Consider the following 20171-nt stretch of genomic DNA (forward strand, 5'->3'; position numbering starts at 1 on the left):
GATGAATCAAGATGCAACGAGATAAGTGGCGCGACATACGCGCGGAAATTGAACGTGACATTATGGACGGTGTGCTGCAACCGGGAACAAAGCTCCCGACGGAACCAGAGCTGACCGCTGCATACGGGGCAGGTCGCCATACCGTGCGGCGTGCGGTGACCGAGTTGGCCAAAGACGGTTTTCTGAGCGTTGAGCAGGGCCGCGGCACCTTTGTGCAGCCGCATACGCTGCTGGAATATACGATCGGTGCCCGTACAAGGCTGCGGCAGAATCTCGGCGCGCAGGGCGTGGATGTGTCAGGCGAAAGTCTGGGGGTGGAGCGAATGAGTGCCACAAAACGTATCGCCGCCAATCTCCAGATTGAGGAAGGTGCACCCGTTGTCGGCACCAGCCGGTTGACCCATGCCGATGGCGTTCCGGTCTCTTTCGGCACGATTTTTCACGACATCGCGCGGTTTCCCGATTTCCCTGAACGCAGGGAGGTGATGGGCTCGGTCAGTGCGGTTTACCGGTCCTATGGGATCACGGATTACCTGCGGGGTAGCACGCAGATCCATGCGCGCCCCGCCCGTGCGGATGAGGCGCAGCAGCTGCGCCAGCACCCCGACATGCCCGTCATCGTGATCCGCGCGGTCGACACCTTGCCGGACGACACGCCAATCGCCTTTAGCCAGGTGATCTGGTCTGCCGCCCGTGTGAAATTCACCATTCCCAGATCCGAGGATTAGACAATGCCCGATCCGCAAAGCCTTGAAGCCCATCCACATGACAAAATGCTGAGTGTGTTGGCCAGAGCAAATGCGGATCGTCTGAAAGCCTTTGCTGAGCCGCTGATCGGGCAGCTTGGTGCGATTGAGGTTCTGGAGAACCGCACCGGGCTGGTCATGCTGCCGATGCAGGACACGGCCCAAGGCACCAACTTTCACTTAGGTGAAGTACTGGTCAGCGAGGCACGTATCGCCGCAGACGGACAGGAAGGGTACGGCATGCGACGCGGGCGTGATCTTGAGGCGGCGATGGCCATGGCCCTGATTGACCTCGCGGTCGCGTCAGGCATCGCCCATGAGGCCTGCACCGTTTTCATTACCACCGAAGAGGCCGCGCAGGCCCGCGAAGACCATGACCGGCTTTGCCGGGTCGAAGCGACGCGTGTGGATATGGAGACATTCTGATGACCCATCATCCAACGCCATCTGATTTTGAAGCGCGCACCAATGCCACCTACGAGGCGCTGATGTGGGCCTTGTCGCGTCCGGGCAAGGTGCGGCGCCTGCCCCAAACCGGGCAGGCCGCGTTGATCGAAACGCTGATCGACCGCGAATGCGCGGTCTATGCGGACGATGAGACGCTACGCCAATTGGCCAGCCGCACCGGGGCGCATTTGGTGATGCCCGACGCGGCGGATCATCTGTTTTTGTCTGCCGTGCCTACACCTGCATTCCTGCGCGATATCCGGCAGGGCAGCGATCTTTACCCCGAAGATGGCGCGACCCTCGTCATGCCCACGACATTCGGTACGGGCTCCGCATTGCAGCTGACGGGGCCCGGTGTTGACGGCGCGTTGGACGTCCGCGTTGGCGATATCCCTTCGGCATTCTGGGCAGAACGGCAGCTGATCATGCGTTATCCGATGGGGTTCGAAATCTTCTTTCTGGACGGCGAACAGGTGATCGGCCTGCCGCGTTCGACCGAAATCGAGGTGCTCTGATGGCCTATGTCGCGACACGCGGTGGCGAGCGGGCCATCGAGCAATCCCAACGCCTGTTCCGCGAGGATATGGGCGCAATCACCCCCGAACGCGTGGCTGAGGTTCGCGCGGCAATGCCCTACCTCATTGATCGGGTGATGGGCGAAGCCTCGCTATACGACGAAGACCTCGCCGCGCTCGCTCTGGCCCAGACGGGCGGCGAGCTTTACGAAGCAATCTTGCTTCTGCGTGCGTGGCGGACGACGCAACCCCGCGTCGCCGTCGCTGACCCGGTGACGCAAGATGGGTTGTTCACCCACCGCCGCATCTCTGCCGCGTTCAAGGATATCCCCGGCGGGCAGGTTCTTGGGCCCACGCTCGATTATGCGCACCGTATTTTGGCGACAGAAGTGCTGTCGGGCGAAACCCATATGCCCGACCCGGTCACACCTGCCGCCCGGCCAGCCCCGGCACAGCAACCTTCGGTTGCCGCCTGGCAGGCCGACAATGACCTGCTGACTGCGGCCAAGCCGGACGACACCCTTGGCAACGACATCCCTGATGTGACCCGCGAACCGCTCTTGTTCCCCGCAAAGCGCGCCCACACGCTGCAAAGCCTCGCGCGGGCGGAAACTGGCGGTGTTCTGGCACTCGGCTATGCCGCGCAGCGCGGCTATGGACAGGCGCATCCAACGGTCAATGAACTGCGCCTGGCCGAGGCGGAAGTGATGGTGACCCATCCGCGCGGCACCCAGTTCAGCGCGGGCAGGGTCAAGATCAGCGAGGCAGAAGTGGTCAAAAAGAAGGGCACGCAGCTGGAGCTGGGCTTTTCAGCGACGATGGGCTGGAACGAGGTCAAAGTGATCGCCGCTGCGACACTCGACTTGAATTCCGAAGGTGCGCCCAAAGGCTCTGCCACGGAAGAGGAGTTCTTCCTCTACCATACCGAAGGCGTCGAAAGCTCTGGCTTCTGCATTCATTTCAAACTGCCGCACTACGTCACCTTCCAGTCGAGCCTTGATGCCATGCGCGATGCCAAGGCCAAGAAGGCCGCCAAGGAAAAAGCACCGGAGCCCGCGGAATGAGCCTGCAATCCCTCACCAAAGACTGGGAGCCGATGTCATACGGCTTCCTTGATGCCTCGGCCAAACGCGAGATCCGGCGCAAGACGCTCAAGGCCATCGCGGTGCCCGGTTGCCAGATCCCTTATGCCAGCCGCGAGGTGCCGATGGCGCGCGGTTGGGGTACCGGTGGCTTGCAGGTGTCCTGCACGCTGATCAACCCGAAGACCACGGTGAAGGTCATCGATCAGGGGGCCGATGATAGCGTGAACGCAGCTTCGATCCGGCGGTTCCTCGCGCGTGTCTCCGGCGCGCCGACGACAATGGACACGCTGAAGGCCGATCTGATCCAGTCGCGCCACCGCATCCCCGAAGAGAAGCTGCGCGAGGATCAGGTGCTGGTGCTGCAGGTGCCGAACCCCGAACCTTTGCGCCCGGTTCAGCCGAATATGTCCGTCGCCCGGCAGATGCATGCGGATGCCGATTACGGGCGGATGTGGCTGCAGCTTTACGAACAGATCGTGCGCTCCGGCCGGGTGATGCAGGGTGCCGCTTACCCCAGCCTTGTCCATGGGAGGTTCGTGATGACGCCGTCGCCCATCCCGCGCTGGGACGTGCCCAAGATGGATATGGCCAAACACCTGACGATCCTGTCCGCAGGTCGCGAAAAGCGGCTGCATGCGGTGCCACCCTTCACCCGGGTTGAGCCGCTGGTCTTTGACGATGTGCCCTACAAGGTGGAGGATCACGGGGCACTGACCTGTACCCGCTCCGGCGCGCGCGGGTTCTTCATGAATGAAATCCCACAGGACGATGGCACATCGACCTACGAGGTCTCCGACAGCGAGCTTGGCGTCAAAACCATTCACCAGGGAGACGGCGAGCAAGTCCAAATCGGCGAGACCTGGTATAAGAACGGGGAGATGCCGCAATGATGGACGAACCCCGGATCGTCAAAACCCGGCCACTCCTGATTGCGCGGGATGTCAGCAAAAACTACGGCGATGTGACCGCGTTGCGGAACGTGTCGGCCACTGTCTATCCCGGCGAGGTACTGGGCATTGTCGGCGAAAGCGGCTCTGGCAAATCCACCTTTCTGCGCTGCCTGAACCTTGAAGAGCATCCCGATACGGGCAGCTACACGCTTGATCTGCCGGATGTTCAGGGCAACCTCTTTGATCTGGACCGTTACGCGCGGCGGATGCTCTGCGCGACGCGGATCGGGATCGTCTATCAGAACCCGCATCTGGGGCTGCTGATGAAGCATTCCTCTTCCGGGAATGTGGCCGAGCGTCTGCTGGTCGCCGGTGAGCGCCGCTTTGCCGTGCTGCGCGATAAGGCCCGTGATGCGCTGGATGCGTCCGAATTCCCGCTCGACCGGATGGATGCGCCGCCGATTGAGCTTTCGGGCGGCATGCAGCAACGGGTGCAACTGGCCAAGGCGATTGCGCTGGAGCCTGCGCTGCTTCTGCTGGATGAACCTACCACTGGGCTCGACGTCAGCGTACAGGCGCTGGTGCTGGATACGCTGAAGAAACTCCAACAAGAGCGCAAGATCACCATGGTCATTGTCAGCCACGACCTGGGTGTCATCCGCACGTTATCTGACCGGGTGATGGTCATGCGGCGAGGCGAAGTGGTCGAGGAAGGCCTCGCCGATCAGGTGTTTCAGGACCCGCAACACGCCTATACGCAACAATTGGTGCATGCAAAGCTATGACTGTTCTTGACGTCCGCGACCTCTCCAAAGGTTTCACGATGCACCATCTGGGCACGCAGATGGGCGCGTTCTCGGATATCTCTTTCAGCTTGAAGGAGGGTGAGTTCCTGCTGCTCAAAGGACGGAACGGTGCGGGTAAATCCACCCTGCTGCGCACGCTTTATCGCAGCTATCTCGCCGGGGGTGGCGAGATCCTGTTTCACTCCAATCACGGCGTTATCGATCTGGCGCGGGCCGCAGATGTGGATGTCACACATCTGCGCCGAACAGAGATCGGCTTTGTCACCCAGTTCCTGACCGCGCGGCCTCGCGTTAGCGCCGAAGCGCTGGTTGCAGAACCCCTGCGCCTTGCCGGGCGAACGGCGGATGAGGCCCGACGCGAGGCGCGGCATTGGCTTGATGCCTTTGGCGTGAAACAAGAGCTTTGGGCGGCCTACCCGACCACGTTTTCGGGCGGCGAACAGCAAAAGGTGAACCTGGCCCGCGCGCTGATCCTGCCGCAAAGGCTGCTTCTGTTGGATGAACCAACCGCCTCGCTTGACGTGCAGGCCCGGGCGGCACTGGTGAACCGTCTTGCCGAACTCAAGGCGCATGGCACGGCCATGATCGGCGTCTTTCATCATCCCGGCGACGTTGCCTCCCTGATCGACCGCGAGATTGACCTGACCCCGGACGCCGCCCCAGAAGAGGACCGCAAAGATGTGGCTATCTGATTTCACCCTTGTTCTGCCAGATCGCGTGGTGCCCGGTGGTTCTGTCCTGATCGAGGATGGTGTGATCGCTGATGTCAAGAAACATGCGGTCGCGGGCGGCCTGCAGGGGGATGGGAAACACCTGTTTCCCGGTTTCATCGACATGCATGGCGACATGATCGAGCAAGAGCTTGAGCCGCGGGTACAAGTGGACTTTCCCATGGATGTCGCGCTTGGCCACCTTGATGCGCGGCTGGCGGCCAGTGGAGTGACAACGGCCTATGCCTCGGTGTCTTTTTCCCGCGGCGCGCGCGATGGGGAGCGGCGGTCGTTTGAGCATACCTGCGGGATCATCCGCGCGTTGAAAGCGGCGAAGGATCACATGTGCGTCGATCACAAGATCCATGCGCGGTTCGACATCACCTTTACCGCCGCGATTGACGCGCTGGGCGATCTACTGGATGACGATCAGGTCGATCTCGTCTCGGTCATGGATCACACGCCGGGACAAGGACAGTACCGCAATCTGGAGCGCATGATCGAATTGAAGGCAGCGCGCGAGGGCAGCACCGTGGAACAAGCGCGCGCTGATGTTGAGGAGCGGTTGTCCCATAGGACGCCAGAAGACGAAGTGTTTGCAAATCTGCAAACTGTGTCGGCCCTCTGTCGCGCGCATCGCGTTGCTTTGGCCAGCCACGACGACGATACTGTCAAAAAGGCAGGGCTGATGGCCGATATCGGCGCCGTCATCAGCGAATTCCCGGTGACGATGGATGCTGCCGAAGCGGTTGTTGCACGCGGGCTCATGACAGCCATGGGCGCACCAAACGCGATGCGCGGGCAGAGCTATTCCGGCAATCTGTCCGCGCGCGACCTGCACCGCGCGGGTATGTTGCATATCCTTGCTGCCGACTATCACCCGGCTGCGATCCTGCCCGCTATCCGTGTTCTGGCAAAGACCGATCTTCAGGGATTGGCCGGTGCAGCACGCCTCGCCACCGCCAACCCGGCCAAGGCGCTGGGCCTGACTGACCGAGGTGAAATTGCAATCGGCAAACGCGCTGATCTTGCCATTGTTGATGCCAATGACCGCGTTGTCGAAACGCTGAAGGCCGGAGAGATCGTCCATTCCAACGGAAGCATGACAGGTATCGCCGCCCGCCTGCGGACCGTCGCCTAAGCGTTAACAAAACTGTCATCGAAAGGACTCGGCACTGTTACCGAAGGGCCGCTAAATCGGCTCATAAAATTCATTCGGATGAATCGGTATGGTCGCACCTCTCACCCTTTCCAACGTCAGCCGCGTCTTTGGCGAGACCACCGCCGTCGACAACGTTTCACTCGACATTGCACCAGGGCAGTTTGTGGGCGTCATCGGACGTTCCGGGGCTGGCAAGTCGACAATGCTCCGCCTGATCAATCGCCTCATCGACCCCTCTTCGGGGTCGATTTCGTTTCAGGGGTCCGAGATCACGGCACTGAAAGGCAAGGCGCTGCGGGCCTGGCGGCGCGACTGTGCGATGATCTTTCAGCAATTCAATCTGGTCGAGCGGCTGGATGTGCTGACCAACGTGCTAATCGGGCGCTTGGCCGAGCACGGGTTTCTGTCATCGATGGCGATGCGCTTTACCGATGAAGAGCGCGCTATGGCCATTGCCGCCTTGGACCGGCTCGATCTTGTGCCGCAGGCGCTGCAACGGGCGGGCACGCTTTCGGGTGGCCAACAACAGCGGGTCGCGATTGCCAAAGCGTTGGTGCAACAGCCAAAAATCATGCTGGCCGACGAACCGATCGCCTCGCTTGACCCTGCCAACGCCACCCTCGTGATGGATGGTCTGAAACAGATCAACGAAGAGGACGGGATCACCGTTCTGGTCAACCTCCACACGCTCGACACCGCGCGCGCCTATTGCGACCGGATCATCGCGATGCGGCAGGGCCGCATCTTCTTTGATGGCACCGCAGCACAACTGACGGATGGTGTGGTGCGCGATATCTATGGGCTGCAAGGCCTGCAGGAATTTAACGAGGCCGTCACCTCCACCGCCGTGCGGGAAATGGCCTGAAGCAAACGCAAATCAGGGAGATCAATGATGCGTTTTCTAACCACAACCGCGCTTTGCGCACTTGTTGCTACACCGGCATTGGCCTGGAAAGAGGATTATGCCGTTTTGAAATTCGGCATCCTGTCGGGCGAGAACGAAAAGGACCGCCTGATGCGGAACGAACCGCTGCGCGCGTTCCTTGAAGAGGAGCTGGGCGTCGAGGTCGAGATCTTCACCGCAGGCAACTATGACGGCGTGATCCAGGCGATGGCCGCTGACCAGATCGAAATCGGCCGTTTCGGGTCGTCCTCTTATGCGGCTGCATACACCGCCACAAATGGCGGCGTGATCCCAACACTAACGACACTGAACCAGGACGGCTCGACCGGGTATTACTCCATCGTCGTTGCACGCTGTGACAGCGGTATCGAAAGCCTCGCGGATGCTGAGGGCAAAGTGCATGCCTTTGCCGATCCGGATTCCACGTCCGGCTACGCCGTACCTTACTTCAACATGATCAATGTCGAAGAGATCATCCCCGAAGAGTTTTTCGGCACCGTCACCTTCTCCGGCAGCCACGAGGCCGGTGTGCAGGGCGTCTATAACGGCACGTTTGATACGGCTGCCACCTGGATGGATAACCCGCAAAGCTCTGTCTACACGCGCATGGAAGACAAGGGCATGATCACCGCCGGCGAGATCTGCACGATCTGGGAAAGCCCTGAAATCACGTCGGGGCCATGGACTTTCCGCTCTAACCTGCCCGAAGAGCTGATCGAAGACGTCACGACCGCGATTGAAGCCTTCCCGACGGCGGATCCCGAAGGTTACAAGCTCTATTCCTCTTGGACAGCAGATAACGAGAACCCAGAAGTTGGTTTTCAGCGCGTGAACCACGAACGCTATCAGTGGATCGTCGACATGCGCGAATGGATCCGGGACCAGCGCCGCAGCGGCTGATCTGTATCGTATGGGGGCAGGCCATCCGGCCTGCCCTGACGTTTCAAGAGGTTCCCGATGACAGCCATTACCGATCCCGCCTTTGCGCCGCAGGGCCATTCCCAGATTGACGCGTTTGAGGCCGAGTTTGCAGAAGCCCGCAAATCATCACGCCGCGCATGGCTGATTGGATCGGTATTGTTTTTCATTGTTTTCATGATCACATCCTGGCTCGGCGATTTCTTTCGGGTCACGCAGGTCACCATGCCCGATGGCTCGCGCGAATGGCGCTGGGTCATCGCAGCAGGCATTCCCCGGCTTGGCGAGTTCATCTCGCAAATGATCCCTGTCTTGCGCTGGGAAACTCTAGGCGCTGATCTGGCCGAGTGGTTCTGGCGCTGGCGGACCTGGCTGGAACTCTTGTTTGAGACGATCCTGATCGCCTACATGGCGACCGTTCTGGGCGTCATCGGCGGGTTCCTGTTGTCCTTCCCCGCTGCGCGCAACCTTGCGCCGAACAAATGGGTGCTGTGGATCACGCGCCGCTACCTGGAAATCGCACGCACTGTGCCAGAGCTGGTCTGGGCGATCATCTTTGTCTTCTGCTTTTCCGTCGGGCCGATGGCGGGTGTGCTGGCGATCGGGCTGCATGCGGCGGGCGCCTTGGGCAAGCTCTACTCCGAGGTCAACGAAAACATCGATATGGGTCCGCTGGAAGGGGTCAAAGCGGCGGGCGGCACCTGGTTTGATCAGATTCGCTATGGCGCGGTGCCACAGGTCATGCCCAACATCATCAGCTACACGCTCTTGCGGTTCGAGATCAACGTGCGCGCCTCATCCATCATCGGCTATGTCGGTGCCGGTGGTTTGGGTCAGGAATTTCGCGTCGCGATGAGCTTTCAGGAATACACCGATTTGTCCGCGCTCTTCGTGATCATCTTCGTGACGGTGATGATTATCGATTACGGCTCTGAAAAGCTGCGCCACCGGATCATCGGTATGGAAGGGTTCCGCGCATGACACCTGAAGATATCGCAGTCGCCCGCGCCCGCGTACCCCTCGCCTTCCGTGATCCGCCCGCGGTGCAGGCGCGCAAGATTGGCTTGCGGGTCTTCATGATCGGGCTTTTTTGCTACTGCCTCTGGGCGTTTGACTTCAGCCCGCAGCGGATATGGACCGGCCTGGAACGACTTGGCACCGTCGCGAGCTTCATGTTCCCGCCCTACATCTGGACCACGTGGGAAGAGTTTTCCGAAATCCTTAACGGGCTGGGCGAGACGCTGGCCATCGCTTTCCTTGGCACCGTGCTGGGGGCCGTTTTTGCTTTCCCGCTGTCGTTTCTGGGGGCGAAGAATATCAACCGCTTCACCTTTTGGCGGCATAGTGCACGGCGCGGGTTTGACGTGATCCGTGCGTTTGAGACGCTGATCCTCGCCCTTATCTTCATTCGTGCCTTTGGCCTTGGCCCGCTGGCTGGTATCCTTGCCATCGCGGTGAGCGAAATCGGCACGTTCTCAAAGCTGTTCTCGGAAGCAATTGAGAACACATCCGAACGTCCCATCGACGGCGTCAAAGCCTCTGGCGGGTCGCGGCTGCAGCAGATCCGTTTCGGGATCATGCCGCAAGTGAACCCGGTGATCCTGTCGATCCTGCTTTACAACTTCGAATCCAACGTGCGCTCCGGCACGATCCTGGGGATCGTGGGCGCAGGCGGCATTGGGTTCCTTCTGTCTGACCGCATCGCTGCCTATCGCTGGGGTGAGGCCTGGTCGATCATCTTTTTGATCATCGCGATGGTCTACCTGATCGACTGGCTGTCCGGCCTGATCCGCCAACGCCTGATCGGCAAGGCGGACCTGGCAAAATGAGCAGCGCAGGATCGAAAAAAGGGTCGGTCGCGCCGCACGGATAGACGAGGCACCTCCCAACAGTTCAACAAACGGAGACGGGAATGCTTTTGAACGGAAAGACTATTATTAATGCCGTTGCAAGCAGCGGCATTGGAGCTACGGTCGCGAAGATCTTCGCGGTGGAGGGCGAAAAACTGGTCCCCGGTGCGCGTCGAGCTCAACTGCTTGAGCAAGTCGTCAACGAGATCTCAGTCGGTAGATGTGAAGCAGTTTTTGTGGCTGGGATGTTGGAGGGAGCGGATACGCAGCCGAACTCGTGTAACGCGCAGAAGCGAGTTTTGGTGGCCTCGACGGTGCGTTCAACAACGCCGGTGTGACGGGAGACATGTTACCTATTCCCGACATGGACGAAGAGAAATGGCACAAGGCTATGGCGGTGAACTTCAACAGTGGGTTCTATGCAGCCAAGTATCAAATACCAGCGACGCGTAGACGTGGTGGTGGCTCAATCGTCTTCACCTCCTCTTTTGTCGGGCACAGATCCGCCTACCTGGCATGGGGGCGTAGCCGACGAAGTTTCTCCTTTATGGCATTGATCAGGGTTTTCCTGGATCCGTAGGTTTGGACGATTGCACCAAGGAGGCTGCGTCTGCCGCAATCGCCTAAGACAACGTTTTATTGCGCGTTTGATTGACGGTGTGGAGCGAGATCACAAACCACTTCGATGTCCCACATACAACAATCCGCAACTTCTTCTGCCTGGGCTGGCGAAAGCAGGAAACAGGCATTGGTACTGTTACGAGCGAAAAAAACTCAACGTAGCAACACACCAAGATCAGCCAGTTGGCGCCGATGTGACTGAACCTATCGACCTTTGAGCAATTGCGGCGATTTCGTGCAGCAACGTGACAGTTTGCGAGAACTGGTTAACGGCCCGTTGACGATTCGTCTCTCGGTTGATTAACGGTTCTCTTAACACGTACTCTGAAATGGATGTGATATGCGCTACGGTTCCACATTAACCTCCTGTTTTGTTGCCATTTTCTGGACAGTTCCGGCCCTTGCCGATGTTGAGACTGGCGTCGCGCTATTAAATGATGGCGACGTGGCGGGCGCCGCGACGGAATTTGCGGCAGCATATGAGGCCGGGGATGGCGAAGGTGCCTTCTATCTTGGCCGTCTGTTCGAGCTCGGGTTGGGCACTGAACAGGACGAGATGCGCGCGGCGAATCTTTACAGTGCCGCGGCGGAAAGCGGTTCGACCAAGGCGCAGGTCCGGCTGGGGCTGATGTATCATGAGGGCCGCGTGCTGTTGCGCGATTATGTCGAGGGCACCCGGCTCCTATGTGCGGCGGCGGATGCGGGTGACCCGGATGGTCAGCTTAATTGTGGTCTGGCTTACCGCGCCGGTCGTGGTGTGGCTCAGGACGATGCGGTTGCGCTGTCATATTGGCAAGGTGCTGCGGGGCAAGGGAATATCCTTGCCATGAACGTGCTTGGGCAGACCTCTATTGATGCTGGCAACCTCGAACAAGCGGCACAATATCTGAAACAATCGGCAGATCTGGGGAATGCGGGCGGCATGTATGAATATGCCAAGCTTCTGATGATTGGCGCATCGCCTGATCCCGTCACGGCCTATTCCTATGCCAACCTCGCCGTTGTTCGTGGTCTGGCCGATGCGGGGATACTGCGGGATGAAATTGAAGCGGAGTTGACAGCCGAAGAGATTGCCGAGGGTCAAGCGCTGGCCCGTGCCTGGACCGAAGCGCGTATCCTGGAAGAGGAAGCGGCGGACGGAAACTGATCCGCGCTGTGCCTACTTCACCGAGAGAATATGCGCTTGGCGGCGTATTCGCCGTTTTGGCAAGCAGCGTTCAGGCGCAGATCACGTGCATCCCGATCGACAGGATTGATGTGACCGGGATCACACTTATTTCATCCGCCGAGGTCGATGATGCGCTTGCCCCTTTTCGCGGACAATGTCTGGACATTGAAGGGATCAATGGCGCGCTTGAGGCCGTGACGTTTCTTTATGTCGACAAGGGCTATGTCACCGCACGCGCCTATTTGCCCGAGCAGAACATCGCGGATCGGTCGCTTGAAATCACCGTGGTTGAAGGCGAGTTGGCCGAGGTGCTCTTTAACGGCGAACGCAGGCCGATCTGGGAGGAGATCGTCTTTCCCAATCTGGCAGGCAAGTCCGCCAACTTGCGTGAGATCGAGCAGGGATTGGAGATTATCCGCGGGATGCCCGCATATAATGCGACAATGGAAATCAGCGCGGGCGAAGAGGAAGGGGAATCCGTTCTGGAGGTGACGGCGACGGCCGACAAACCCTGGACCGCGCGGATTGCGGCTGACAATCAGGGCACACCGGGCAGCGGACAATATCAGGGCACGATCAACCTGACCTATGATCATCTGCTGGGTCTGAACGAAAGCTGGGCGTTGAACCTGTCGCGCGGGACCGAGGAATATCCATTCTCTTCTGACACAGGCGGTGCCGCGTCCGAGAATGTCGGCGCGTCTGTGCGCTTTCCCTATGGTCGTTGGGCGTTTGAGACGACGTATCAGTATTCGGGCTATGAGACTGATACGCTGGGTCCGATTTCGACAATTGGCACAGATGGTTGGACGGAAACGGCAACACTTGGTGTTGCGCGGGTGATGCACCGCAATCAGATCAGCAAGACGATCCTGTCCTCGACGATTGAACGCCGCGAGAATGTCAATCGCATCGCCGAGATCAAAATCAACGCGTCTAGTCGGACATTGGCAAGCGCCCGCATTGATCTGGAACATGAACGTGAGTTTCTGGGCGGAAGCCTGACAGCGGAACTGGGCTATGAGCAGGGGCTGGACGCATTTGGCGCCGAGGTGGCACCGGACCCGCTTGTCGGTCCGAATGCGCAGTTTCAGCTAGCGGATTTTGGCGTAAACTTCTTTCGCCCATGGCAGACCGGGATCGGGCAGATCAGCTATTCCGGAACACTGCGCGGGCAGTATTCCGAGGATGATCTTTATCCTAATTATCAATTCTCCATCGGGGGATACTCAACGGTCCGCGGGATTGCGACAAATAATGACAGCGAGGATGATCGCGGCCAATTGGCAAGTAGCGACCCGACTTTTGACGGGGTCGGCACGCTGTCCACCAGTTCCGGCGCCTATTTGCGCAATGATCTGATCTGGGGGCCGGACGTCCCTTTGCCGCCAAGTCTTGGCCGCATCCAGGCCTATGCGGGCGTTGATTTTGGCATATCGGATATTCCTGGCAGGGATTATTCGCCCACGCTGGTCGGCTCTGCACTTGGCATGCGCTTGGTAGGCGGCACCTATTCGGCTGATTTCAGCTGGCAGCAATTGCTACGCGGCCCGGAAGACGTGACCTTACCAGATGGTATTTTTGCGGCCTCGATTTCTGCGCGTTTTTGATGAAGGATGATTGAGATGGCACAGAAGATGAAAAGATATCTCAAGAATGCGATCTCGGCACTTTGTGCCGCGCTTATCAGCGTACAACCATTGATGGCGCAATCCATTGTGGCCGATGGCGGTGGCCCGCAGGTCATTGACACCGCCAACGGCCTGCCAATGGTGATGATCCAGACGCCGGATGCGAATGGTGTCTCGCACAACACCTTTACCGAGTTCGGCGTGGGCGCGGGCGGTGCGATCCTCAACAACGTCGATACGAATACGGCGACCACCCAGCTTGGCGGCATCATTCAGGGCAACAGCAATCTCACCGGTGGGGCGGCAGGGGTGATCCTGAATGAGGTGACGTCAACCAATCCGTCGGTCATGAACGGGTTTCTCGAGGTCGGCGGGCAGCGTGCGGACGTCATCGTAGCGAACCCGAACGGGATCACCTGTGATGGCTGCGGGTTCATCAACACCAATCGCCTGACAATCACAACCGGCACGCCGACATTTGAAGGCGAGCGGTTCACTGGTTTTTCGGTGGATAATGGCGCAGTACGGATCGGGCAAAGCGGACTTGATGCATCAGATACCACGACCTTTGACCTGCTTTCCCGCGAGGTGCGTGTTGGCGGCGTGGTCAGTGGCCAGCGCATCCGCATTGTCGCGGGGCGCAATGACATCGTTTATGCGACGCGCGAAGTGACAGCGAAGCCTGATGATGGCTCGACCAAACCGTCGCTTGCAATCGATTCAACAGCGCTTGGCGGGATGTTTGCTAATTCCATTACCATCACCTCAACCGAAGAGGGGGTGGGCGTGCGTGCCCCGCAGAACATGGCGGCCAATGCCGGTGGCATGACGATCACCGCCGATGGCCGGCTGGTGATGAACAATGCCAGCGCGACGCAGAATGTGACAGTGCGGGCTGAAGAGGTTGAGGTACGCGGCGACGTGGTCGCCCAGCAAAATGTCGATGTGACCAGTGCCGAGGATCTTGTGCTGGCTGCCAATGCCAAGCTGGTGGCGGACAGCGCGGCTATCCTGACGGTCGGACGCGATCTGGATGTTGGTGCCAATGCGGAACTGACCGCAACCAGATTTGATTTCGATATCACAGGGGCGTTCCGCGTTGGTGGTGGTGCTGATGTTGTCTCAGCCGAGACGATGCGTGTTGAGGTCGATAGTCTGATGAATTTCGGCACGCTTGCGTCCACGGAAGGTGGGCTGCTTGTCACCACGAGCCTGGACCTGACCAATGAAGGGCTGATGTTTGGTGACACATCGCTTGTCCTGCGCAGTGATGAGACGATCACCAATCGCGGCGGCAGCATCGTGTCCAACAGTGGCATCACAATTGGCGGCGATGACAACACGCGCGCCGATGCCTTCATCAACCAGTTTGGCGGTGTTGTTGAGACAGTCAGCGGCAATATCAGCATTGCTGCGTTGAGCTTTCGCAACGAACGGGACGGGCCCGACCTGGCAGCGGGTGTGACGACAGCCGGTGACCAGGGCGAGGCGGATTGTGAACGCGACACCTGCTACGAAGAGATCCGCGAAGACCAGTCTATCACGTTTACCTCTGACGCTTCGCGCATCATCTCTGCCGGGGATATCACCATCAATGCCGGAGATGCCGTCAACGCATTCAGCACAATCTCGGCCTTTGGCGACATCAACATCGCCGCAAACAGCCTGACCAATATTGGCCAGAATTATTACCGCGATAATGGTGGCGGGCTGGAGTTCATTGGTGCGGACTTTGGTGTGATCGAGGCGGGTGGTGACATCAATGGCACCGCGATTTCCGGCTATGTCTTCAATGGGGCCGCAACAGCCCTAACCGATGATCGGGCGAGGCCGACTGACGTCGACCTGACGGATGTGAATGTTGACGATATCGGCAACCCGGACCTGTTAATACCCAACGAAGATCCCGATGCGGATTTCCTTGTCGAAACGCGTCCGGAATTTGTGGATCTCGATCAATTCGTCTCGTCTGACTACTTCCTCAGCGCCATCCAATATGACCCCGAACTGCGCCGGTTTGGTGATGCCTATGCCGAGGCGCTGCTGATCCGCAAACAACTGCAAGAGCTTTTGGGCCAGCTGATCCTGATCACCGGTGTTGATGAGCGCAGGCAGATCGAGGCGATGTACAACAACGCGATCAATGAGCTTGAAAACCTCGATCTAACGCCCGGCGTGGCATTGACCCCTGACCAGATTGGTGCCTTGACCAGTGACATCATCTGGCTGGAAGAGACAGTGATTGACGGCCAGCGCGTGCTGGCGCCGAAAGTCTATCTCGCCAACCCCGAAATCCGTTTTGCGGGTCTGAGCGGGGCGATGATCACCGGGCGGAATGTGGATTTCCGCACGGACAATTTTGACAATGCGGGCAGTATCCGCGCGACCGATACGATCAGCATCGCGGTGAGCGATACGTTCCGGTCAACCGGCGGCACGGTCTCGGCCGAGAATATCGCCGTGGTAGGCAACAATATCGAGATTGTGACAGATGCCCGGACGGTGGTGACCGAACGTGGTATCCGACTGATCCGCCTGCCGAATGCGAACCCCGCCTTCGCCCGTCTTTTTGCCAATTCCGGCTGGACGGATCAGGAAGACCGCGCCTTGCAGACCGCAAGGTTTGAGGCAGGCAGCACGATCGTTCTGACAGCACGGGATGCAATCACTACCGCCGGGGCAGAGATCAGCGCAGGCGATAACATCACGCTCATCGCCGGTGGCGATATCACGATTGGCGCCCTCGCGCTGGTCTCGGAAACCGGGAAGACAAGCGGGTCAAACCGTGATCGGGTCGAGCGCTTTGACAACCTGACCACCAGTCTGACCGCTGGTGGCGATATCATGCTTTTGTCGTCGGGCAATGCCTCTGGCCAGAACGACATTGTGCTGGAAGGGGCGAACCTGACTGCTGGTGGCGATGTCGGTTTGATCGCGCAAGACGGTGATCTGGTTCTCGCAGCGGTGAGGGATGTCTATTTCCGCGACCGGGCGCGCAAAAGCGGTAACTTCTTCCGCAAAAAGATCCGCCGGTCGCAGACTTTGGATGTCACGAACCAGGTGACGACAATCACGGGCGCCTCAATCACTGGCGTTGCTGCAAACAACATCCTTGTCGAGGGCAGCCGTTTCACAATTCCGGGTGTGCCGAATGACGACCTTGCCCCCGGTCAACTGTCACTCGTTTCTGTCAACGGCAGTTCTGCATTCACCGCACCCACGGATGTGCGTGCGCGGTCGAGCTACAAAAGCACGCGTTATCTGGGTGGTCTGATCACCAATTCCCGCGATAGCCGGTCGCTGATCACTTCATCCGTTGGTGCGGTTGCCGATGCGGCGGGCGACATCAACCTCAATTCCGGTGCGGACCTGACGCTGACGGCCGTCGACTTCACGGTGGGAGGTGAGTTCGTCACCCAGGTCACGGGCACCACCTACCTGCTGGCGGCTATCGATGTGGAATACGACTTCCTTGTCGAGCATAAGGATAACGGCGTCATCATGACCGATATCCGGGCGGAGGACATCACCGAAAACGTCACCTTCAACGCGATTGAGGCGGCGGGTGGCGTCAATTTCGACATCAACTCCCAGATCGTATTGGCGGGTGTGCGCAATCCGTTGATTGACGGCACACATCCCGGTGGTTGGGTTGCCGAAAACGAGGATACGGGCCGGTTCAACATCGCCGATGCCTATCTGGGCGGGCCGCAGGACGCGGATGGCGACGACAGCAACGCAAGCACCGATCCACATTGGCGCGAAGGTGGCGAATGGTCTGAGGAAGGTGCGTTCCTTGTCCAGCAAATCGCGCTGCCCACTGGCGCCGATGGTGCCGAATACGCTTATCTTGATGGCGTGCTTGGCCGCGACGACACGATCAACGAACCGATCGAACTGGTCAGCTACAGCTTCTATGAAAAAGAGCGCGCGCTTAGCCCGGCTTTCAAGGCGTTGCTGACAATCGCCGTGACGCAAGGCATGGCCGGTCTGGAATTCCTGCAGATCGCACAAAGCATTGGCGTCTCGGCAACGAACACCGCGCTTACGACGGCTGTGAACACCGCAACGCAAAGCTTTGCGGCCACGATGGTGGTGGAAACGGCGGATGGTGTTGTGGCCGGTGATGTGGATGCGGGCGACATCCTGGGCGAGGCAAGCTTTTCTGCCGTATCCGCCGGGCTGACAAGCGGGGTTAATCTCGACACATTCGGCGGCTCGTTCGAGGGTATGGCCTGGGCCGAGACATCACTATTCCAGGCAGCTGGATTCGGCAGCCAATTCACCGTTGCGGGATTTGTCGAGGCGGGCATCGACGCCACTCTGACCGCCGGCCTGACAACAGCCGTTTATGACGACACAGACTTCCTTGACGCATTTGGCAGCAGCCTGGAAAGCGCCGCGATCAACCTCGCTATGGCGGATCTGCAACAAGGGATCGGGGATGGGGTTGAGGCCGGGTTCTTTGAGGAGGGTGATTTTGAGCATGCGCTTCTTCATGGTGTAGTGGGCTGTGCAGCAGGTGAGGCTCTGGGCGGCTCTTGTGGCTCTGGTGCCGCAGCGGGAATTGCACAGTCGGTGTTTGCAGGGATTGCCAAGGACTTTGCGCCGGATGAGACTGATGGTGAGAGTTATGCGGCATGGCGGGCCAGCTTTACCAACAGAGCCGAGCTTGTCGGAGCAACGGCAGGTTTTCTGACATCTGGCGGCGTTGCTGAGAACGTCTCAGGCGGCGGCTCCATCGCGAAATCAGGTTTTCTGAACAACTACCTATATCATGACGAAGCGGTGCGGCGGCAGGCCGCTAACGAACGGCTTTGGGCTTGCCAAAGTTCCGGCGAATGCTCAGCCGAAGAGATCGCGCAGCTTTGGGATACCATTCAGGAGCTGAACGCACTTGATGCAGAACGCGACCGGCAGTTCAAGATGGCCTGTCTGGATATGGCATCTGCGGCTTGCGCCATTGCCTTCGCAGATCTGAGCGCGGCGCATGAAAGCTTCGCAGTGCATATCCGTGCAGGCACGCTTGATTCCCGTCTTTTGTTTTCTGAGTACACACACGGTGGTATTCACACTGGGATTCAGCAGGAAACCGATGGACGCCTTGGCGTCGGTGATCTGTTCGCCGCCTATAAATCGGAGGTCCTGCAAAACGCCTATTTTGATGCGCTGCAGCAAATACCTGTTGATGCTGTCACCGGCACTATCGATCTGGCAAGCATCACGGCGGCGGCGGTTGCGGGAGACGAGACGGCACAACAACAGCTTGAGTTGATCGGGCAATCAATCTGGGCCGCGGTGACCGATCCGGTTGGGACGGTTCAGGCGGGTTATGAAGATGTTGTCGCCAAGCTTGACGAGGCACGCGCCTTGGAGGAAGCGGGCGACTGGCATGGAGCTGCGCAAATCCTGGGCGATCTGTCAGCAACGGTGACAGTCACCACAGCGAGCGCAGGCACTGCCGGTGTCGCACTAAAGGCGCTCAATGCCGTTCCTGGTTTGCCAAACAGGGTTCTGCCTGAAGGCAGCCCATACCCACAAGCGGACTACGATGCTTACGTCCAAAGAAAGTTGGATGCAGGTGAAATACCGCGCTCGCCCGAAGGCTATGTTGAGGTCAGGCAGCGATTTGACAAAGGTAGTGCGGCACACAATGCGGCAGTTGAAGCGGAGCTCGATTTGCTACGTGAAACTTACGGTGAGAACGCAAGGCTTATTGAAAATCGGGCGGTTAGTGCAGCCGACGGCTGCTCAACTTGTCGCCCCGATATCATGGTCTACGATCCTGATACGAGGACATTACATGTGATCGAAGTTAAGACAGGGGATGCTGATTTGACGCCTAATCAACGACAGATCTATCCGGAGATAGCGAACGGCAGCGCTTCAATGAATTCTAACCAGCTAAGTGACCTAGGCCTTCCAACGGAGTTTGCGGGAAGGCCCCTCTCTGAGATAGACGGCTTAAAAATTGTCGTAGAAGAGGTGCGGCATTGACCGGCTTAGCCCTCAATGACGATGAAACCGCTTTGCTTGTTGAAGAAGGCTGGACGCTGTCAAAAACCTCTGATGGCCCTCGGTTCTTCATAGATATTGGCCAACGTCAGGTTAGCATGGGACCAGTCTATAAACGTAACTTGAGGCCGAAGGTTTTCCGCGCGCAAGCGAGCCGTTACGATAACTGCTACTCTAGAATTGCAATCGAACTTGGTTGGGGTGGTCCGAAACCGTTCGGTGGGAATAACACGGACAAGTTCGAAACCGACGAATTTGATTCAGACTTTGCCAAGAAAGTCTCAGATGCCATGATAACTTGGGCAAGGGATATCGCGCTTCCTAAGAAACTTACAGCTGACGTTGAAAGGCGGCGTGCGGTGAGACGAAGTCTGGGCAGAGCTGATTTGATTGACTACGCCTACTTGAAGCGGACAGAAGACCTGGAGAAAGTCTCTTTCACACCCACCGATGATCAGTTGGAATATCTATCCGAAGGAGAAGATCCTGAACTGCTAACAAAAGCTATTGAAATCTCAAAGCGACGCGAATGAACCTTTTTCGGCCTCTAGTCTGCTGGATTATGGCGCTAGCGTGAGTACCAGATGCACCACGTGCAGGTCGGCTACATTTTAGTTGATAATATAGCTTCAAGTTTTGGTTCAGTATTCAACCTAAGACATTCAGATCTGTGCGCCGATGGTGTTCGGTAGATTTGGGGTAG

18 protein-coding genes are annotated in these 20171 nt (G+C 58.5%); all 18 read left to right on the forward strand.

Annotated features, from left to right (window positions below):
• The first annotated feature begins 11 nt into the window (after nt 1-11).
• The gene (phnF, locus tag SLH49_RS21190) at nt 12-728 is read left to right on the forward strand and encodes a phosphonate metabolism transcriptional regulator PhnF (protein ID WP_320271143.1); all 717 of its coding nucleotides are present in this window, start codon (nt 12-14) and stop codon (nt 726-728) included.
• Between the two features lie 3 nt (nt 729-731).
• A complete protein-coding gene (locus SLH49_RS21195) occupies nt 732-1172 on the forward strand; it encodes a phosphonate C-P lyase system protein PhnG (RefSeq protein WP_320271144.1) in 441 nt (146 codons plus the stop codon).
• Entirely contained in the window at nt 1172-1708 is a 537-nt protein-coding gene (gene phnH / locus SLH49_RS21200; RefSeq protein ID WP_320271145.1) for a phosphonate C-P lyase system protein PhnH, read from the forward strand. Before SLH49_RS21195 ends, phnH begins: the two co-directional genes overlap by 1 nt.
• The gene (locus SLH49_RS21205; protein WP_320271146.1) at nt 1708-2772 is read left to right on the forward strand and encodes a carbon-phosphorus lyase complex subunit PhnI; all 1065 of its coding nucleotides are present in this window, start codon (nt 1708-1710) and stop codon (nt 2770-2772) included. Before phnH ends, SLH49_RS21205 begins: the two co-directional genes overlap by 1 nt.
• Entirely contained in the window at nt 2769-3683 is a 915-nt protein-coding gene (locus SLH49_RS21210; protein ID WP_320271147.1) for an alpha-D-ribose 1-methylphosphonate 5-phosphate C-P-lyase PhnJ, read from the forward strand. Before SLH49_RS21205 ends, SLH49_RS21210 begins: the two co-directional genes overlap by 4 nt.
• The gene (locus SLH49_RS21215; protein ID WP_320271148.1) at nt 3680-4468 is read left to right on the forward strand and encodes an ATP-binding cassette domain-containing protein; all 789 of its coding nucleotides are present in this window, start codon (nt 3680-3682) and stop codon (nt 4466-4468) included. The genes SLH49_RS21210 and SLH49_RS21215 overlap by 4 nt, the downstream gene beginning before the upstream one ends.
• Complete coding sequence (locus tag SLH49_RS21220; protein WP_320271149.1) at nt 4465-5181, forward strand: phosphonate C-P lyase system protein PhnL; 717 nt, start codon at nt 4465-4467, stop codon at nt 5179-5181. The genes SLH49_RS21215 and SLH49_RS21220 overlap by 4 nt, the downstream gene beginning before the upstream one ends.
• The gene (locus SLH49_RS21225) at nt 5168-6340 is read left to right on the forward strand and encodes an alpha-D-ribose 1-methylphosphonate 5-triphosphate diphosphatase (RefSeq protein WP_320271150.1); all 1173 of its coding nucleotides are present in this window, start codon (nt 5168-5170) and stop codon (nt 6338-6340) included. Before SLH49_RS21220 ends, SLH49_RS21225 begins: the two co-directional genes overlap by 14 nt.
• Before the next feature lie 88 nt (nt 6341-6428).
• The gene (phnC, locus tag SLH49_RS21230) at nt 6429-7226 is read left to right on the forward strand and encodes a phosphonate ABC transporter ATP-binding protein (protein WP_320271151.1); all 798 of its coding nucleotides are present in this window, start codon (nt 6429-6431) and stop codon (nt 7224-7226) included.
• 24 nt (nt 7227-7250) lie between these two features.
• On the forward strand, nt 7251-8165 hold the full coding sequence (gene phnD, locus SLH49_RS21235; RefSeq protein WP_320271152.1) for a phosphate/phosphite/phosphonate ABC transporter substrate-binding protein: 915 nt from the start codon (nt 7251-7253) through the stop codon (nt 8163-8165).
• Between the two features lie 57 nt (nt 8166-8222).
• Nucleotides 8223-9164, forward strand: a complete 942-nt coding sequence (gene phnE / locus SLH49_RS21240) for a phosphonate ABC transporter, permease protein PhnE (protein ID WP_320271153.1) — start codon at nt 8223-8225, stop codon at nt 9162-9164.
• A complete protein-coding gene (gene phnE / locus SLH49_RS21245; RefSeq protein ID WP_320271154.1) occupies nt 9161-10012 on the forward strand; it encodes a phosphonate ABC transporter, permease protein PhnE in 852 nt (283 codons plus the stop codon). Before phnE (SLH49_RS21240) ends, phnE (SLH49_RS21245) begins: the two co-directional genes overlap by 4 nt.
• Nucleotides 10013-10095: 83 nt before the next feature.
• Nucleotides 10096-10371, forward strand: a complete 276-nt coding sequence (locus SLH49_RS21250; RefSeq protein WP_320271155.1) for a hypothetical protein — start codon at nt 10096-10098, stop codon at nt 10369-10371.
• A gap of 8 nt (nt 10372-10379) precedes the next feature.
• Entirely contained in the window at nt 10380-10613 is a 234-nt protein-coding gene (locus SLH49_RS21255; protein WP_320271156.1) for an SDR family NAD(P)-dependent oxidoreductase, read from the forward strand.
• A gap of 381 nt (nt 10614-10994) precedes the next feature.
• Complete coding sequence (locus SLH49_RS21260; RefSeq protein ID WP_320271157.1) at nt 10995-11801, forward strand: tetratricopeptide repeat protein; 807 nt, start codon at nt 10995-10997, stop codon at nt 11799-11801.
• A gap of 8 nt (nt 11802-11809) precedes the next feature.
• Nucleotides 11810-13432 (forward strand): ShlB/FhaC/HecB family hemolysin secretion/activation protein, encoded by a 1623-nt coding sequence (locus tag SLH49_RS21265; RefSeq protein WP_320271158.1) that lies wholly within the window; start codon nt 11810-11812, stop codon nt 13430-13432.
• Between the two features lie 15 nt (nt 13433-13447).
• Nucleotides 13448-19450 carry a filamentous hemagglutinin N-terminal domain-containing protein gene (locus SLH49_RS21270; protein ID WP_320271159.1) on the forward strand — a complete coding sequence of 2001 codons (6003 nt, stop codon included), beginning with the start codon at nt 13448-13450 and terminating at the stop codon, nt 19448-19450.
• On the forward strand, nt 19447-20001 hold the full coding sequence (locus SLH49_RS21275) for a hypothetical protein (protein WP_320271160.1): 555 nt from the start codon (nt 19447-19449) through the stop codon (nt 19999-20001). The genes SLH49_RS21270 and SLH49_RS21275 overlap by 4 nt, the downstream gene beginning before the upstream one ends.
• Nucleotides 20002-20171: the final 170 nt, after the last annotated feature.

The sequence above is a fragment of the Cognatiyoonia sp. IB215446 genome, from assembly GCF_033963825.1.
In the GTDB taxonomy this organism is placed as follows: domain Bacteria; phylum Pseudomonadota; class Alphaproteobacteria; order Rhodobacterales; family Rhodobacteraceae; genus Yoonia.

Coding starts and splice junctions, on each gene's coding strand:
- phnF (WP_320271143.1), top strand. CDS start 12: ATGCAACGAGATAAGTGGCGCGACATACGCGCGGAAATTGAACGTGAC.
- SLH49_RS21195 (WP_320271144.1), top strand. CDS start 732: ATGCCCGATCCGCAAAGCCTTGAAGCCCATCCACATGACAAAATGCTG.
- phnH (WP_320271145.1), top strand. CDS start 1,172: ATGACCCATCATCCAACGCCATCTGATTTTGAAGCGCGCACCAATGCC.
- SLH49_RS21205 (WP_320271146.1), top strand. CDS start 1,708: ATGGCCTATGTCGCGACACGCGGTGGCGAGCGGGCCATCGAGCAATCC.
- SLH49_RS21210 (WP_320271147.1), top strand. CDS start 2,769: ATGAGCCTGCAATCCCTCACCAAAGACTGGGAGCCGATGTCATACGGC.
- SLH49_RS21215 (WP_320271148.1), top strand. CDS start 3,680: ATGATGGACGAACCCCGGATCGTCAAAACCCGGCCACTCCTGATTGCG.
- SLH49_RS21220 (WP_320271149.1), top strand. CDS start 4,465: ATGACTGTTCTTGACGTCCGCGACCTCTCCAAAGGTTTCACGATGCAC.
- SLH49_RS21225 (WP_320271150.1), top strand. CDS start 5,168: ATGTGGCTATCTGATTTCACCCTTGTTCTGCCAGATCGCGTGGTGCCC.
- phnC (WP_320271151.1), top strand. CDS start 6,429: ATGGTCGCACCTCTCACCCTTTCCAACGTCAGCCGCGTCTTTGGCGAG.
- phnD (WP_320271152.1), top strand. CDS start 7,251: ATGATGCGTTTTCTAACCACAACCGCGCTTTGCGCACTTGTTGCTACA.
- phnE (WP_320271153.1), top strand. CDS start 8,223: ATGACAGCCATTACCGATCCCGCCTTTGCGCCGCAGGGCCATTCCCAG.
- phnE (WP_320271154.1), top strand. CDS start 9,161: ATGACACCTGAAGATATCGCAGTCGCCCGCGCCCGCGTACCCCTCGCC.
- SLH49_RS21250 (WP_320271155.1), top strand. CDS start 10,096: ATGCTTTTGAACGGAAAGACTATTATTAATGCCGTTGCAAGCAGCGGC.
- SLH49_RS21255 (WP_320271156.1), top strand. CDS start 10,380: ATGTTACCTATTCCCGACATGGACGAAGAGAAATGGCACAAGGCTATG.
- SLH49_RS21260 (WP_320271157.1), top strand. CDS start 10,995: ATGCGCTACGGTTCCACATTAACCTCCTGTTTTGTTGCCATTTTCTGG.
- SLH49_RS21270 (WP_320271159.1), top strand. CDS start 13,448: ATGGCACAGAAGATGAAAAGATATCTCAAGAATGCGATCTCGGCACTT.